The organism is Oleomonas cavernae, from assembly GCF_003590945.1.
Taxonomy (GTDB): Bacteria; Pseudomonadota; Alphaproteobacteria; order Zavarziniales; family Zavarziniaceae; genus Zavarzinia; species Zavarzinia cavernae.
Window position 1 is genome coordinate 3,629,622 of the sequence record NZ_QYUK01000011.1, and the last position, 14,086, is coordinate 3,643,707.

Annotated in this window: 15 protein-coding genes and 1 tRNA gene; 9 read left to right on the forward strand and 7 right to left on the reverse strand. The window is 67.8% G+C overall.

The features are described 5' to 3' along the window. Positions 1–128: 128 nt before the first annotated feature. Together D3874_RS21465 and D3874_RS21470 are read right to left on the reverse strand one after the other, a co-directional pair. A complete protein-coding gene (locus tag D3874_RS21465; RefSeq protein ID WP_119780698.1) occupies positions 129–749 on the reverse strand; it encodes an RES family NAD+ phosphorylase in 621 nt (206 codons plus the stop codon). Beyond that, positions 750–1,400: a hypothetical protein gene (locus tag D3874_RS21470; protein ID WP_199699190.1), complete on the reverse strand. Its 651-nt coding sequence runs from the start codon at positions 1,398–1,400 to the stop codon at positions 750–752. Positions 1,401–1,682: 282 nt separating this feature from the next. On the opposite strand from D3874_RS21470, the gene D3874_RS21475 reads away from it, so the two are divergent. Beyond that, positions 1,683–1,934, forward strand: coding sequence for a hypothetical protein (locus D3874_RS21475; RefSeq protein WP_147385768.1), 252 nt, complete (start codon positions 1,683–1,685; stop codon positions 1,932–1,934). 111 nt (positions 1,935–2,045) lie between these two features. On the opposite strand, the gene D3874_RS21480 is transcribed toward D3874_RS21475, so the two are convergent. Further along, positions 2,046–2,122 (reverse strand) — tRNA-Arg (locus tag D3874_RS21480). A 344-nt stretch (positions 2,123–2,466) separates the two neighbouring features. On the opposite strand from D3874_RS21480, the gene D3874_RS28705 reads away from it, so the two are divergent. Beyond that, entirely contained in the window at positions 2,467–3,651 is a 1,185-nt protein-coding gene (locus D3874_RS28705) for a hypothetical protein (protein ID WP_158596143.1), read from the forward strand. Here the strand turns inward: D3874_RS28705 and D3874_RS21490 are convergent, their stop codons facing one another. Together D3874_RS21490 and parA are read right to left on the reverse strand one after the other, a co-directional pair. After that, the gene (locus D3874_RS21490; RefSeq protein WP_119780704.1) at positions 3,652–4,680 is read right to left on the reverse strand and encodes a P1 family peptidase; all 1,029 of its coding nucleotides are present in this window, start codon (positions 4,678–4,680) and stop codon (positions 3,652–3,654) included. Continuing rightward, on the reverse strand, positions 4,677–5,321 hold the full coding sequence (gene parA, locus D3874_RS21495) for a ParA family partition ATPase (protein WP_119780707.1): 645 nt from the start codon (positions 5,319–5,321) through the stop codon (positions 4,677–4,679). The genes D3874_RS21490 and parA overlap by 4 nt, the downstream gene beginning before the upstream one ends. Before the next feature lie 209 nt (positions 5,322–5,530). Here parA and D3874_RS21500 point away from each other — a divergent pair, with 209 nt between their 5' ends. The 7 genes from D3874_RS21500 to argB all read left to right on the forward strand — a co-directional run bounded on the left by D3874_RS21500 (position 5,531) and on the right by argB (position 10,936). Then, complete coding sequence (locus D3874_RS21500) at positions 5,531–6,472, forward strand: hypothetical protein (protein WP_119780710.1); 942 nt, start codon at positions 5,531–5,533, stop codon at positions 6,470–6,472. Between the two features lie 119 nt (positions 6,473–6,591). Further along, positions 6,592–6,726: a 50S ribosomal protein L34 gene (gene rpmH / locus D3874_RS21505; protein ID WP_119780713.1), complete on the forward strand. Its 135-nt coding sequence runs from the start codon at positions 6,592–6,594 to the stop codon at positions 6,724–6,726. A 5-nt stretch (positions 6,727–6,731) separates the two neighbouring features. Next, entirely contained in the window at positions 6,732–7,166 is a 435-nt protein-coding gene (gene rnpA / locus D3874_RS21510; RefSeq protein WP_119780716.1) for a ribonuclease P protein component, read from the forward strand. Continuing rightward, entirely contained in the window at positions 7,163–7,480 is a 318-nt protein-coding gene (gene yidD / locus D3874_RS21515) for a membrane protein insertion efficiency factor YidD (RefSeq protein ID WP_119780718.1), read from the forward strand. The genes rnpA and yidD overlap by 4 nt, the downstream gene beginning before the upstream one ends. A 197-nt stretch (positions 7,481–7,677) precedes the next feature. After that, entirely contained in the window at positions 7,678–9,267 is a 1,590-nt protein-coding gene (gene yidC, locus D3874_RS21520; RefSeq protein WP_338016741.1) for a membrane protein insertase YidC, read from the forward strand. Further along, positions 9,264–9,935 carry a ribosome biogenesis GTP-binding protein YihA/YsxC gene (yihA, locus tag D3874_RS21525; RefSeq protein WP_233560092.1) on the forward strand — a complete coding sequence of 224 codons (672 nt, stop codon included), beginning with the start codon at positions 9,264–9,266 and terminating at the stop codon, positions 9,933–9,935. The genes yidC and yihA overlap by 4 nt, the downstream gene beginning before the upstream one ends. Before the next feature lie 155 nt (positions 9,936–10,090). Continuing rightward, a complete protein-coding gene (argB, locus tag D3874_RS21530) occupies positions 10,091–10,936 on the forward strand; it encodes an acetylglutamate kinase (protein ID WP_456306453.1) in 846 nt (281 codons plus the stop codon). 164 nt (positions 10,937–11,100) lie between these two features. On the opposite strand, the gene D3874_RS21535 is transcribed toward argB, so the two are convergent. Beyond that, positions 11,101–12,378, reverse strand: a complete 1,278-nt coding sequence (locus tag D3874_RS21535) for a DUF2336 domain-containing protein (RefSeq protein ID WP_119780724.1) — start codon at positions 12,376–12,378, stop codon at positions 11,101–11,103. Beyond that, a complete protein-coding gene (locus tag D3874_RS21540) occupies positions 12,372–14,069 on the reverse strand; it encodes a diguanylate cyclase (protein WP_158596144.1) in 1,698 nt (565 codons plus the stop codon). The genes D3874_RS21535 and D3874_RS21540 overlap by 7 nt, the downstream gene beginning before the upstream one ends. Between the last annotated feature and the right edge of the window lie 17 nt (positions 14,070–14,086).

A 14,086-nucleotide genomic window follows, 5' to 3' on the forward strand; every position in this document is an offset into this window, starting at 1 on the left:
GCCAGGTCGATGCGACAGGCAGGAGCGCGCTTCGGCCGATGTGCCAGGGCTTGTTCCGGAATGGCAGGATTTGGCGCGCCCGAAGAGATTCGAACTCCTGACCCCCAGATTCGTAGTGCGGCCGGTCATCAAGAATCAGACTCGACGATGCCGACATGCAACTCGTTCAGTACCGCGGCCAGTCCCGGAGCCTCGATCAGCTTCATCTTCCGGGCCACATGCAGCTTAACAATCGAATGGTCGAAAACCGCCAGGTTGGTTCGCCCATTGAGCCGCGAAGGAAAAATGATGCCGTCGACCTTTTCAGGATGATCATGAAAGGCGACAGACCAAGCTCGCGCCAGCCTCTGATCGGTTGCCTTCGCGACATCGCTGGGAACACCCATAACGATGGCGCCATCCGCGCGGAGATCGACCGTCTTGAGCGGCGTGACGACCTCGATTTCCGCATATTCCCGTGCATGGAATTCCGCTTCCGCGATCGGCAGATCGCCGATCATGCCGTCGCGCTGATCACGCAGCAGTGCTTCCAGGAAGCAGACCTTCAGCGTCTCGCCCAAATACAGGACGCCGAACCGGTTGGCGGCGATGCGGCGGCGTGGATCACTGAACCGGCTCGGCGTCTTGCCGAAGCCCAGCGGGTCCGGATAGAGCCCCAGATAAATACGACCGAACTGATGTCCGGCCGGTACCGTATGCAGCCGAAGGCTCGCACTTGCGAAGTCCTTCGGCGGAAGAACCTTCACCATTTACCGGAAATCTCTCCCGGCGCTCTCGGCGGCCTCGAGCACGGCCGTCGTTTTCCCTCGCTCAAGGGCCTGGCGCCCAGTCAGCCCATTGAGTTCACCATGGGGCTGCACCAGAAAGCGATAGACTGCCCAAGGGCCACCCAGTCGCTCGTGCAACGCCGCAAGCTCGGCATAGGGTTTGCCATCGGCATCGAGCTGCCAAACCGGAAAGCGGAAGCCGCGCTTCGCGCCATCCAGCCCCAGAACCTGGCCACTCCGGCGCTTCGTGTTTACCGTCACCCGGGTCGTGCCGAGCAATTCGGCGAAGCCATCGGCGCTCAGCATGTCGTCCCCGCCGAGAATCTCTGCCGCCTTCAGGCGGCCACGCGCACGCGCGGCGGCCAGTGCATCATTCAGTTCGGCACCCGCTGCACCCGCCTCTTGCGCCACCGGCACAGCCGACCCGACGACCTCCTCGACCAGGGTCACCACCATCTCGCCTTCGGGATCGACATCGACTCGGAAACTAACCGGCTGGCCGGCCGCGCGACTCTTGACGAGCGCGTCGCCATATCCTTGCAGAAGCGCCGTCATCCGCTTGGGGCTGCTGGTAAGCGCCTTCGTCGCATTGTCCGGGACCTTCAGCTTGAATCCGGTCGTGCCCTTCGGCAACGTGGGTCCAAGGCTAAAAAAAGCTGTGGTCAGGGTGGGCTTCGCATGCGGCCCAGAACCACTCCATGCGCCAATCTTGGATTTTGGGGATGCCATGCCTCTACCTCCGCCGAAATATATATATGGCAAAGGTCGATAAGTTCGTCAAGTTCGTATAGCTTGCTCCCTTCGCCCCAGACACACATCATAGAGGTCGGAGAGCCTATCCAGGAAAACGAGCGCAAAGCCCCGAGAGCGGCTGCGCAGGCGGAGTTGAACAGGCCGCAGGAAGCCGTCACGGCAATGGTCGTCGACATTCACGACCGGACGGCGCAGCTGCCTCCTGGCATGGTGATCGGCGCCCCGGTGCTGATTCACAGCAGGGCAATCGGCCCAAACCGCTCACCGCCGTTGATCAACCGCAAGACTCCCATCGCCGATGCGGTCGCTGCCTGGTTTTCAAAGCGCCACCCAGACTTCTCTTCCCACATGATTGAGGCTTTGGATGGTGCAGCTGTCGAGGTGAGCCAAAAGCGCTGGGGCAGGTTCGACTGACGGCAGACGAGGCAGCCCTACCCGACGAGAATCCATCGACCAAAACCGTTGGAAAACCGTTTTGGTTTTCAAGATTCAAGCGGTGATTTCCGCTAGATCATTGATAAAGATTGGCGCGCCCGAAGAGATTCGAACTCCTGACCCCCAGATTCGTAGTCTGGTGCTCTATCCAGCTGAGCTACGGGCGCGCGACCGTCATGCGGGGTGTCCCGCTTGCGAGGCCGGGAAGCTAGCCGAAGCGGCTGCGCCATGCAACACCCTTCGCGTCAAAAAAACCGATCGACCGCCGGGGCCTGCACCGGGCCCCGGGTGCGCCGCGATGCCGCAGTGCCGCGACCTTCTTGCAACGACATGAAATCTTTCGGCTTTGGGCGCTTGTGGCCCCTTACCCCTTTGGCTAGTATCCCCTCGGCTAATGGGGGACCTGCAGGGTGAGGTTTGGCTTGGCGTACCGATCGACCCTGGCATCTTGTCGGGCAACGGGGCGAAGCCGGGCAGCGCTGTCCCACCGATAAAAGACGAGTGGACCGGGATGGCTTTTGCGACCGATCGTGCCTTTGATGCTGCCGCGATGATCGCCGCCGCCAGTGCCAGCCGGCGCGCGCCCGGCCAACATACTCCGGCGGCGCGGCGCCTGCTGGGTGTCGCGGCAATTTCCCTGGGCCTCGCCGGCCTTGGCGGCTGCAGCTGGGTGACCCAGGCAACCTATCCCGGCGGCGGCAGTGCCAGCAGTTCCAGCGCCTCGGCGACCGGCGGCTTCGAGATTTCCTCCACCGGCACCATCGTCGGCCGCAAGGTCGAACAGCTCAATGGCGACCTGACCCGCCTCAAGGGCAATGTCCAGGCCCAGCAGCAGAACTACGACACACTCCTGGCCCAGACCATCCGCGCTTCCGAGGCCTATCACGGCGTCGTCGCCGCGATCCAGGCGCGGCTGCAACTGGGCACCACGCCCGGCAACCCGCTGCTGGTCCAGCAGTGGAACCAGGCCCAGCGCGAACTCGACGCCCTGACCGGCAGCGTCACCCAACTGGGCGAACTCGCCAACGGCGTCTCGGGCTCGTCCACGTCCGCCGCCTATCTGCTCGACTCGACCCAGGCGGCGCTCGGCCTGTCGGGCGGTATCGACCAGGACCGGGTCGCCCTCAACATGATCGAGGACGATACCGCGCGCCTGCTGGTGCGCATCGACCGCCTGCTCAGTTCGCTGTCGGACCAGATCTCACGCCAGACCGTCTATGTCTCGGGCGAGCGCGGCAACCTCACCACCCTGGCGCTGGCGATCAAGAACGGCGAGCTCTACGGCGAATCGATCACCACCCGCAGCTTCACGCCCGGCCGCGTTTCGGCCAACCCCGGCTATTACGACCAAGCCCAGCCCGCCCGCACCGGCGGCGCCTCCGCCGTGCTCGACGATCGCCGCCCGCTGGTGGTGATCCGCTTCGACCAGCAGGACGTCGCCTATCAGCAGGCGCTCTACACCGCCGTCAGCAAGGTGCTGGAACGCCGGCCCGAGACCGGCTTCGACCTGGTCGCGGTCTCGCCCTCGGGCGGCACGGCGGCCGAGGTGGCGATGAACCAGACCCGCTCCAAGCAGAACGCCCAGGGCGTCCTGCGCACCCTGACCGACATGGGCCTGCCCTCCGACCGGGTCTCGGTCGCGGCGACCACCAGCGGCGATGCCGACGTGCCCGAGGTGCGGGTCTACATCCGCTGATCAGCGGCCCCAGGCCTCCCTGTAGGATTTGAGCGCGCCGAGCGTGGCGGCGGCATAGACACCGCGCGCGGTTGCCCGGGCCAGGCATTCCGCCGCCAGGTGGCCCAGCCGGGCGATGCCCAGCGGCGCCGGCGTGTCCAGTTGCCGCCGGCCGGTCGAGATCGCAAATACCGTGTCGCCGTCGAACGGCGTGTGGGCCGGGCGCAGCGCCCGCGCCAGGCCGTCCTGGGCCATGATCGCAAAGCGGGTCGCCTGCGCCTTATCCAGCGCCACGTTGGTCGCCACCACGGCGATGGTGGTATGGCCGGCCAGGATGAGCTTGCCTTCTTCCGGCAGGTCGTAGGCCGGCGGCCGGGCCAGGTCTGCCGCCGATGGCCGCACCCCGCCGAATTCGTCGCCCCATTCGAACGGCCAGGCCCAGAACACCGGGCTGCCGGGCATGGTGGCGCTGCCGACGGCATTGACCGCCACCAGGGCGCCTACCTCGATCCCGTCGATCACCACCGAGGCGGAGCCGAGCCCGCCTTTCAACCGCCCGCAGGCGGCCCCCAGGCCAGCCCCGACGTTGCCCAGGGCGAAATCATGATCGACCCGGCCCAACGCCTCGAAGCCCAGGCGACGGTAGGGCGGCACGACGCCCCAGGCCTTGTCGCCGCCATTGCCCAGGTCGTAGAGGATCGCCGACGGCACCACAGGGATCGCCATCGGGGCACTGGGCAGCTTCAGGCCGACGCCCCGGGCCGACAGCTCTGCCACCACCCCGTCCGCCGCGGCCAGGCCGAAGACAGACCCGCCCGACAGCACCACGGCATGGAATTCCTGCAGGAAATTGACCGGATCGAGGGCATCGGTCTCGCGCGTGCCGGGTGCGCCGCCGCGCTGGTCGACCGCCATCACCACCGGCCCGTCGGGCAGCACCACGGTCACGCCGGTGCGGGCGCCCTGGTCCTGGGCATTGCCGACCCGCAGCCCGGCGACATCGGTGATCAGGTTGCGGGGGCCGGGCCTCGGGCTTGGCGGGGCACTCATTTCCGTGCCGCGAAGCGCTCCACCACTTCCTGGGCCAGGGCCCGCACCTCCTCGGCCGCCGGGCTCTTGCTCGCGGATTCGGTGACGCCCAGGCCGTCGAGCAGGCTGGCGGCGAAGGCGGTGCGATTGCCCAGGCGCGCCAGGGCCACGGGATAGGCCGCCTTGGCGATCTCGCGCAGCACCTGTTCGTTCAGGTTGCCGCGCGGCGACACGCGGTTCAGCACCAGCAGGAACGGCACCTTGGTCGACGTGGCGAGGTCCAGGGTCGGCTTGGTCGCCCACATGTCCATGGGGCTGAGCTGCATCGGTACCAGCATCAGGTCGGCGGCGCGGATGGCGGTCTTGGCCGTGCTTTCGGTATGGGGCGGGCTGTCCACCACCACGATGTCGGCTTCCCGCTTGGCCCGGTCGATCTCGCTCCCCGCCTTCCAGCCCGGCGCGGCCTTCACCGCGATCGCGACATTGCCGGCGCCGAAGGCGGCGCGCACCCGCACCCAGGCCGCCAGGCTCTGCTGCGGATCGGTGTCGACGACGCAGACCTTGTGCCCCATCTCGGCCAGGGCGACCGCCAGGTGGGCCGCCACCGTGGTCTTGCCCGCCCCGCCCTTCTGCTGCGCAACCGTCACCACCTTTGCCGCCATGGAATCCCCCGATTCTCTGCCGCGAGCCGCCGCTGCATTGCGCAATAGAATGCGTTGCTGTGCAAATGACGCAAGCGTGAAAGTCCTTGAAAACCGCGTCGCGGCATTGTCGGCGGCGACGATCCGAGTCATCCTCTCCGCTCCCCCGATCACGGCTTTCCGGTGCGCTTGCGCCATGACCCGGACATGGTTCGATTAGGAGGGCAGCGATGGGCGACACTCCCAGCAAATACGATACCGACTGGTTCACCGACGCCGATGAACTGGGCAAGCCGCAGACGGGCCTGGGCAAACGGGATGCCGCCGCCGTCGACAAGGCCAAGGGCATGGCCGATGCCTTCGGCAAGCGCGGCGGCAAGGGCCTGTGGCCCCATGTCGAGCGGGCCAAGGTCGCGGCCGGGCTGAAATACCGCCTCGACAACCCGGACAGTTTCAACCAGGGCCAGACCTGGCTGTGCGGCATTGCCACCTTCGTCCGCGTCTGGGCCTATGACCACCCGGTCGAATACGTCCAACTGGCCGCCGACCTGTTCGAGAAGGGCGAAGGCTGGCTGAAGGGCGGGCCCAAGACCCTGGTCGACAAGCGCAGCGACGGCGAGAAGATCACCGCCTCGCCCGACCTGCTGAATTCCGCCGTCGCCCGGATCAGCGAGAAGGAAAGCCTGGACCATGCCGACTGGGTGGTGCTGGCCGCGATCCGGGAAAGCTTCAATTCGGTCTTCGCCTATGGCGCCGACGAAGGCCCGTTCCACATCAAGGCCTGGAATTTTCCCAGCGACGTGGTGCGCGAATTCAAGGCCGGCGGCTATTCCCGGGTAATTTCCAAGGCCGATGGCTTAGGCGGTGGCGGCTACAACAATTTCGTCGAGGCGACCGACCTCTACGACCGCGGCTGGCGGGTCATCCTGCTGATCAAGTCCGACCTGCTCAAGGCCAGCGCCTTCCAGAACCCGGGCGCGGTGCGCACCTCGGACCACTGGGTGGGGCTGAATTCGACCGTGTTCATGTCGCTGCCCGGCCCCAATTGCCAGGTCGACCGCTTCGAGGTCTATTCCTGGGACGGCCCGCACTTCATCCCGCCGGTCGGCCAGAAGATGGCCTTCTCGCTGTTCGACAAATACTATTTCGGCTTCGTCGCCGGGCTGCATTGAGGGGCCTTGGCCCGATCATCCGGTTGACTTCAAGGCGCTGCCCCCGTATAGACCGGGGCTCGTTTTCGACGGCGGCCCTTGCCCGAGGGTCTCGCCTGCTATCGATATGGAGTAATCCGGTGAAGCGGACCTATCAACCCAGCGCCCTGGTGCGCAAGCGCCGTCACGGCTTCCGTTCGCGCATGTCGACCGTCGGCGGTCGCGTGGTGCTGGCGCGTCGCCGCGCCAAGGGCCGCAAGCGCCTTTCGGCCTGACGGCCATGCCGGCCGAACACGGGCCGGCGTCTATTGATCAGCCGCAGCCGGCCCACGACCTTGAGCAAGAGGTCGCGGTACGGTTGCGGCTCGTTCGCTTGAAGACACGGCAGGAGTTTTTGAGCGTGGCAGGGGCAAGGCGCAAGTTCACCACCCCGGGCCTGATGCTGCAGGCCATGGCGCAGCCGCAAGGCGATCCGGCATCGGCGCGGGTCGGCTTCACGGCGTCGCGCAAGGTCGGCAACTCGGTCACCCGCAACCGCGCCAAGCGCCGCCTGCGCGCCCTGGCCGACGAGGTCATCGCCGCCCGTGCCGCCGGCGGCACCGACTATGTGCTGATCTGCCGCCAGGACACCGCCACCCGCCCCTATGCCCAGTTGCGCAGCGACCTGGAAGCGGCGCTGGCGCGGCTCAAGCTGCTGCGGGCGCCGGCGCCATGACCTGGGCCTCGCGCCTGCTCGCCGCCGTGCTCAGCCTGCCCGTGCTGATCTGGCGCTATCTCATTTCGCCCGCCATGCCGCCCGCCTGCCGTTATCTGCCCAGTTGCTCGGAATATTCCCTGGAGGCCCTGCGCGTCCACGGGCCGATCCGCGGCAGCTATCTGACCGTGCGGCGCCTTGCCCGCTGTCATCCCTGGGGCGGCCATGGTTATGACCCAGTACCGCCGCGCAATCGCGCGGCACGCCATTCATGCTGCCCCCCGGGCAGTGCCCCCATCACACGCACAGGTGTCGGTGATGCTCGAGAATCGTAATCTCATCCTGGCCGTGGTCGCCTCGCTGCTGATCCTGTTGGGCTTCCAGTTCCTGGTCCAGGGTCCGCGCGAGCGGGAACGCCAGGCCCAGGTCGCCACTACCGAAACCACGGCCGCTGCCCCGGCACCCGCCGCCCAGCCCGGGGCGGCCCCGGCAGCACCGCCCCCGGCAGCGCCACCCCGGCGTGGCCCCCCTGGTGGACCGCTCCGTCGCCCTGGAGGCGTCGCCGCGCATCGTCATCGACACCCCCAGCCTGGAAGGCTCGATCGCCTTGACCGGCGGCCGCATCGACGACGTCACCCTGCGCAAGTTCCGCCAGACCACCGATCCCGCCAGCCCCGAGATCGAGCTGCTGTCGCCGGCGAATGCCAAGGCCCCCTATTTCGCCGAATTCGGCTGGCAACTGCCCGCGGGCGTGAACCTGCCGCTGCCGGGCGACCAGACCGTGTGGACGGGCAGCGGCAAGCTGACCCCCACCACCCCGGTCACCCTGACCTGGGACAATGGCGCCGGCCTCCTCTTCACCCGCAAGATCAGCCTCGACGAGAACTACATGTTCACGATCGAGGACAAGGTCGAAAACAAGGGCGCCGCCGCCGTCGATCTCTACCCCTACGGGCTGCTGCGGCGTATCGAGACGCCGGAAATCGCGGGCGAGTTCATCGTCCATGAGGGGCCGCTGGGCGTGCTGGGCGGCCAGTTGCAGGAACATGCCTACGACAAGCTGCGGGACGAGACGGTCCCGGACATCAAGTCCAAGGGCGGCTGGCTGGGCATTACCGACAAATACTGGCTGTCGGCCATCATCCCCGACCAGGGGCGCGAGATCACCGGCAGCTTCCGCCACGCCAAGGTCGGCCAGCGCGACACCTACGAGGTCAGCTTCCTCGACGGCGCGCAGAAGATCGAGGCCGGCGCCAGCGCGACCGTCACCCACCGCCTGTTCGCCGGCGCCAAGGTCGTCGACCTGCTGCGCGCCTATCGCGACAACCTCGGCATCGGGATGTTCGAATATGCCGTCGACTTCGGCTGGTTCTTCTTCCTGACCAAGCCGATCTTCATCATCCTCGATTTCTTCTATCGCCTGATCGGCAACTTCGGCGTTGCCATCATGATCCTGACCTTGATCATCAAGGGCCTGTTCTATCCGCTGCAGAGCAAGTCCTACCGCGCGATGAACAAGATGAAGGACGTGCAGCCGGAAATGGCCAAGCTGCGCGAGCGCTTCGGCGACGACAAGCCGCGCATGCAGCAGGAGCTGATGGCCCTCTACAAGCGCGAGAAGATCAACCCGCTGGCCGGCTGCCTGCCGATCCTGATCCAGATCCCGGTGTTCTTCGCGCTCTACAAGGTGCTGAACGTCAGCATCGAGATGCGCCACGCGCCGTTCTTCGGCTGGATCCAGGATCTGGCGGCACCCGACCCGACCCATGTGCTGAACCTGTTCGGCCTGATCCCCTGGGATCCGCCCAGCTTCCTGGCCCTGGGCGCCTGGCCGCTGGCCATGGGCATTTCCATGTTCCTGCAGCAGAAGATGAACCCCGCCCCGCCCGATCCGGTGCAGCAGCGCGTGTTCATGATGATGCCGATCATCTTCACCTTCTTCCTGGCGAACTTCGCCGCCGGGCTGGTGATCTACTGGACCTGGAACAACCTGCTGTCGATCGGCCAGCAATGGCTGATCCGCAAGCAGACGCCGGCGAAGATCGCGACCGCCGCCGCCGTGCCCGCGCCGGCCGCCGCCAAGAGCACGCCGACCGGCGGCAAGCCCACGGGCAAGCGGTGACCGACGCGCTGCGCGCCGAAGACGGCGCCGCCACGCCTCAAACGCTCGAGGCGGGGCGGCTGCTGTTCGCCGGCGAATGCGGCTTCGTCTGGGGCGCCACCAAGCTGGGCGACCTGCCCGGGCCGGACCTGCCGGAAGTGGCCTTCGCCGGCCGTTCCAACGTCGGCAAGTCGTCGCTGGTGAATGCCCTGACCGGGCGCAATACCCTGGCCCGGGTCTCCAACACGCCGGGGCGCACCCAGCAGCTCAATTTCTTCAACCTTGCCGACCGGCTCATGCTGGTCGACCTGCCGGGTTACGGCTTCGCCAAGGTCTCGAAGGACAAGGTCGCCCAATGGGTGCACCTGACCGAGACCTACCTGGCGGGGCGGCCGAATCTCAAACGGGTGCTGGTGCTGATCGACAGCCGCCATGGCCCCAAGGCCCCTGACGAGGCGGCGATGAAGCTGCTCGACCAGTCGGCGGTGTCCTACCAGATCATCCTGACCAAGACCGACAAGCTGAAGCCCCACGAACTGGCGGCGTCGATGAAGGCCGTGGCCGAGGCGATCCGCCCCCATGTCGCGGCCCATCCGGTGATCATGCCGACCTCGGCCGAAGCGGGCGCCGGGATCGCCGAATTGCGGGCGACGCTCGCAACCCTTGGCAAGCCGGCCGCGATCGGCTAAGCGAGACCCCGCCAAGCCCTCCCCACGACTGGCCTCACGAGGACGTCATGAGCGACAAGACCGAGACCGCCGCGCCCGATCGCGAACGTGCCGACCTCAAGCTGCGCACCCGCTGGCTGCACACCGCCGCGACCCTGACCGAGGCGCTGCCCTACATGCGCCGCTATGCCGATCGCAGCTTCGTGGTGAAGTACGGCGGCCATGCCATGGGCGACGAGGCGGCGGCCCAGTCCTTCGCCCGCGACATCGTCCTGCTCAAACAGGTCGGCATCAACCCGATCGTGGTCCACGGCGGCGGCCCGCAGATCGGCAAGATGCTGGAACGCCTGGCGATCAAGTCGTCCTTCGTCGACGGCCTGCGCGTCACCGACCAGGCGGCGGTCGAGGTGGTCGAGATGGTGCTGGCCGGCTCGATCAACAAGCAGATCGTCGGCGCCATCAACGCCGCCGGCGGCAATGCCATCGGCCTGTCGGGCAAGGACGGCCCGCTGATCCGCGCGCGCAAGCTGGCCCGCACCAAGCGCGACCCCGATTCCAACATCGAGAAGGTGCTGGACCTGGGCTTCGTGGGCGAGCCCGAGTCGGTCGACCCGCGCATCCTCTACCTGTTCGAGCGCTCGGACTTCATCCCCGTGATCGCGCCCATCGGCATCGGCGAGGACGGCCACACCTACAACATCAATGCCGACACGGCGGCCGGCGCCATCGCCGCCGCCATGCGCGCCTCGCGCCTGCTGCTGCTGACCGACGTCGCCGGCGTGCTCGACGGCGACAAGAAGCTGATCGACCGCATGACCGCGACCCAGGCCCGCGCCATGATCGCCGACGGCACCATCTATGGCGGCATGATCCCCAAGATCGAAACCTGCCTCGACGCCGTCGACAAGGGTGTCGAAGCCGCCGTCATCCTCGACGGCCGCACGCCCCACGCCCTGCTGCTGGAAACCTTCACCGAGCACGGCGCCGGCACCATGATCGAGCGCGAAACGCCCGCCGCATAACCCGCCGCGCACCACTCTCTATCGTCATGCCCGGGCGTGTCCCGGGCATCCACGTCGGGACGAGTCACATCCGTTGACGGGAGAGGCAGCTTGCCGACGTGGATGGCCGGGACTTCGCCCGGCCATGACGGTGGGGGAAGTTGCAACCGGCAGTGCGGCCCGACCTACCTCGTGCCCTGCCCCTCCTGGGTGAAGAACTCCAGGTGCCAGTTCATTTCCTCGGGCGTCAGCGGATAGCCGACGCCGCCGCGGGGCAGCAGCAGGCTGCCCTGGGGGATCAGCGAGATCTGGCGCTGGATCTTCAAGGCGAGGCGCATCGACAGCCGCGCCCGCCAGACCAGGGCCACGACCGACTTGGCCAGGCGCGAGCCCAGGATCTGCTTCACGCCGTTGAGGGTGATGCCGGACCGCACGGTCAGCGCGGCGACGACGAAATCGCGCCGGCCGCTCTCGATCGCCTGGTCGATCATGGCTTCGTCGAGCTCGCCGCGGCCGTGCAGGGCGGCGAGCTCGGCCAGCAGGGCTTCGATGCCGCTCCTGCTACCTTCCAGGTCACCGCTGGCGACCCGGTCGCGGACCCGCCGGGCCAGGGCCTGGGCGGTTTCCTCGTCGAGGTCGGTCCGGATCATCAGTTCGTTGATCAATGACGAGGCGACGAAGCTGGCGATGCGGCGGATCGCCCGCATCGACAACTCGGCGCGCAGGACCAGCGGCTGGTGCCAGACTTCGACCTGGGGGGCTGAATCGATGATGCGGTCGAGCACGTCCTCGCGCAGGCGGGCCGACGGATTGGCCAGCAGGGCGGCGACGGCCGGAATGTCCAGGGTGGCGACGATGGCATCGGCCACGGCACCTGGAATGTGATTGCGCCGGGCAAGCGCGGCCAGCGCCCCTTCCACCCGGGAGGTCGCGACGATTTCCAGAAGGTCGTCGTCGCTGAACAGCGGCGAATACTCCAGGATCGGCGCCGCCACGATCAGGTCCAGGTCGTGGGCCAGGCGCCGGATCAGGTCGCGCGGGACATTGGTCGCGTGCTTCAGCTCCTCGGCCAGGACGCGGCGGACCGAGGGTAGCTGATCGCGGGCCATGATCTCGATCAGCTCGACCGTGCGCTCGCGCAGGGTCGCCTGTTCCCGCGCGGTCAGGTTCGGCAGCAGGCGCCCCAGCTTGCGCGCCAACTCCTCGCGCACTTCGCTGTCGGTATCGGCGGTCAGGCGCCGGTCGGCCTGGAACGGGGTCGAGGGATTGGCCGCCACCAGCTGGCGGACTCCGCCGTCGCTGTCTTCGGCCAGGTAGTAGAGAACCTCGGGCCGGGTGGCTTCCAGGCGCGCCAGGCCGCGCCGGGCCGCCAGGTCGCCCTGCTCGAGGCGGCTGCGCTGCTCTTCATAGCTGAGGGGGGTTCGGTTGGCCGCCCGCAGGCGGCCGATAAAGCGCTTCAACATGCCACGCTCCCCGCGGTCAACGCCAACTCCGCCCGGTTGCGGCCACCCCGCTTGGCCCGGTACAGGGCATGGTCGGCACGCGAGGTGATCGCGTCCCGCCCCTCGCCGCCCCCTGGCTCGTAGACGGCAATGCCGATCGACAGGCCCAGCGCCGCCTCGGGCGAGCCCAAGGCGCCGTTCACCCTGCCCATCATCTCGTAGAGGGAATCGGTCTTGGCAAAGCCGCCGGCGGCATCGGCCCCGTCCAACCACAGGGCGAATTCGTCGCCGCCCAGACGGGCCGCCAGGTCGCCCGCCCGCAGATTGTCCTGGATCGCCCTGCCGAACAGGCTGAGCGCGCGGTCGCCATAGGCATGGCCGAAGCGATCGTTCAACGCCTTGAAGCCGTCGAAATCGATGAGCAGAAGGGTGCCCCGGCGTCCCAGCCGGTCGGCCTGGCGCATCTTGGTCGCCAGTTCCTGGTCGAAGGCCCGCCGGTTCATTACCCCGGTCAGGGCATCGACCAGCGACAAGGCTTCGAGCTGGGCCACCCGCGCCCGCAGGCCCAGGACCAGGCCGAGCTGGTCGGCGACCGCGCCCAGCAGGCTGATCTGCCCGCCCTGCCAGGGCTGTCGGGCCGAGCGCACCAGCACCAGGGCGCCGATCGGCGCGCCGCTCTCCCAGGCGATCGCCACCAGGGCGGTGTCGGTGCCCAGTTCGACCACGTGGACCGCGCCGGGCATGGTGTCCCGCGCCATCAGCCGGGCGACCTCTTCCCGGATCGACCAGGCCGTGACCGGCAGCACCGAGCCCGTCATCAGGACATTGGCCACGCCGCCAGCGTCATTGCGCGCCAGGATCAGGGCGCCGCCGGCATTGAGCGCGCTCAGCGGCGCTTCCGCCGCGACCCGCAAGGCCCGCTCCAGGCCGCCGGCGCCACGCATCGCCTCGGTGACGGCGCCGCGCAGGCGTTCGCGGTCCAGGGCCAGGCTCAAGGCATTCTCGCGCGCCCGGGCGGCGGTGATGTCGCGCGCAACGCCCCGCACCCCGATCTGGCGGCCGTGATCGTCGCACACCGGCACGCACGACAGGCGGGCGCACAGGTGGGTGCCGTCCTTGGCCCGCAGCCAGACTTCGCTGTCGGTCAGGCGCTGCTCGGCCCGGAAGGGATTGGCCCGCCCCGCCAGCCATTCGGCGTCGATCAGGACGGCGGCATCCTGGCCGTGCAATTCCTCGGCCGGATAGCCCAGGGCCAGGCGCGGGGCAACGAAGGTCAGGGTGCCGCGGGAATCGGTCTCCCAGGAAAAGTCGGGCAGGCAATCGATGATATCGGTCAGGCGCTGGCGGGAGTCGGACAGCGAGACGATCAGGCGCCGCTCGACCGTGGTATCGCGGGCCAGCAGCAGCACCATGGCGCCCATCGCCAGGGCGGTGACCTCGAGCACCAGGTCATCCTCGTCCTCGCCCTGGAAAACCAGTTCTTCCTTGAGCCCCTGGACCGACAGCCGGCTGCGGTCGACCAGTCGCGCCAGACCGTCATGCCCTGCCCGCAGCATGGCCGACAGCACGCGCGCGGCCTCGTTGGCGCCGACGATGCGCCCGCCCGGGCCGACGATCAGGGCCGGGCCTGGATACTGGTTGACCAGGCGATCGAGCGCAGCCGCGGCGGTGATCCCGCCCCGGGCCCTCTCATCGCCAATGTCGCGCATCATCAAGACTGCTGGCCCAC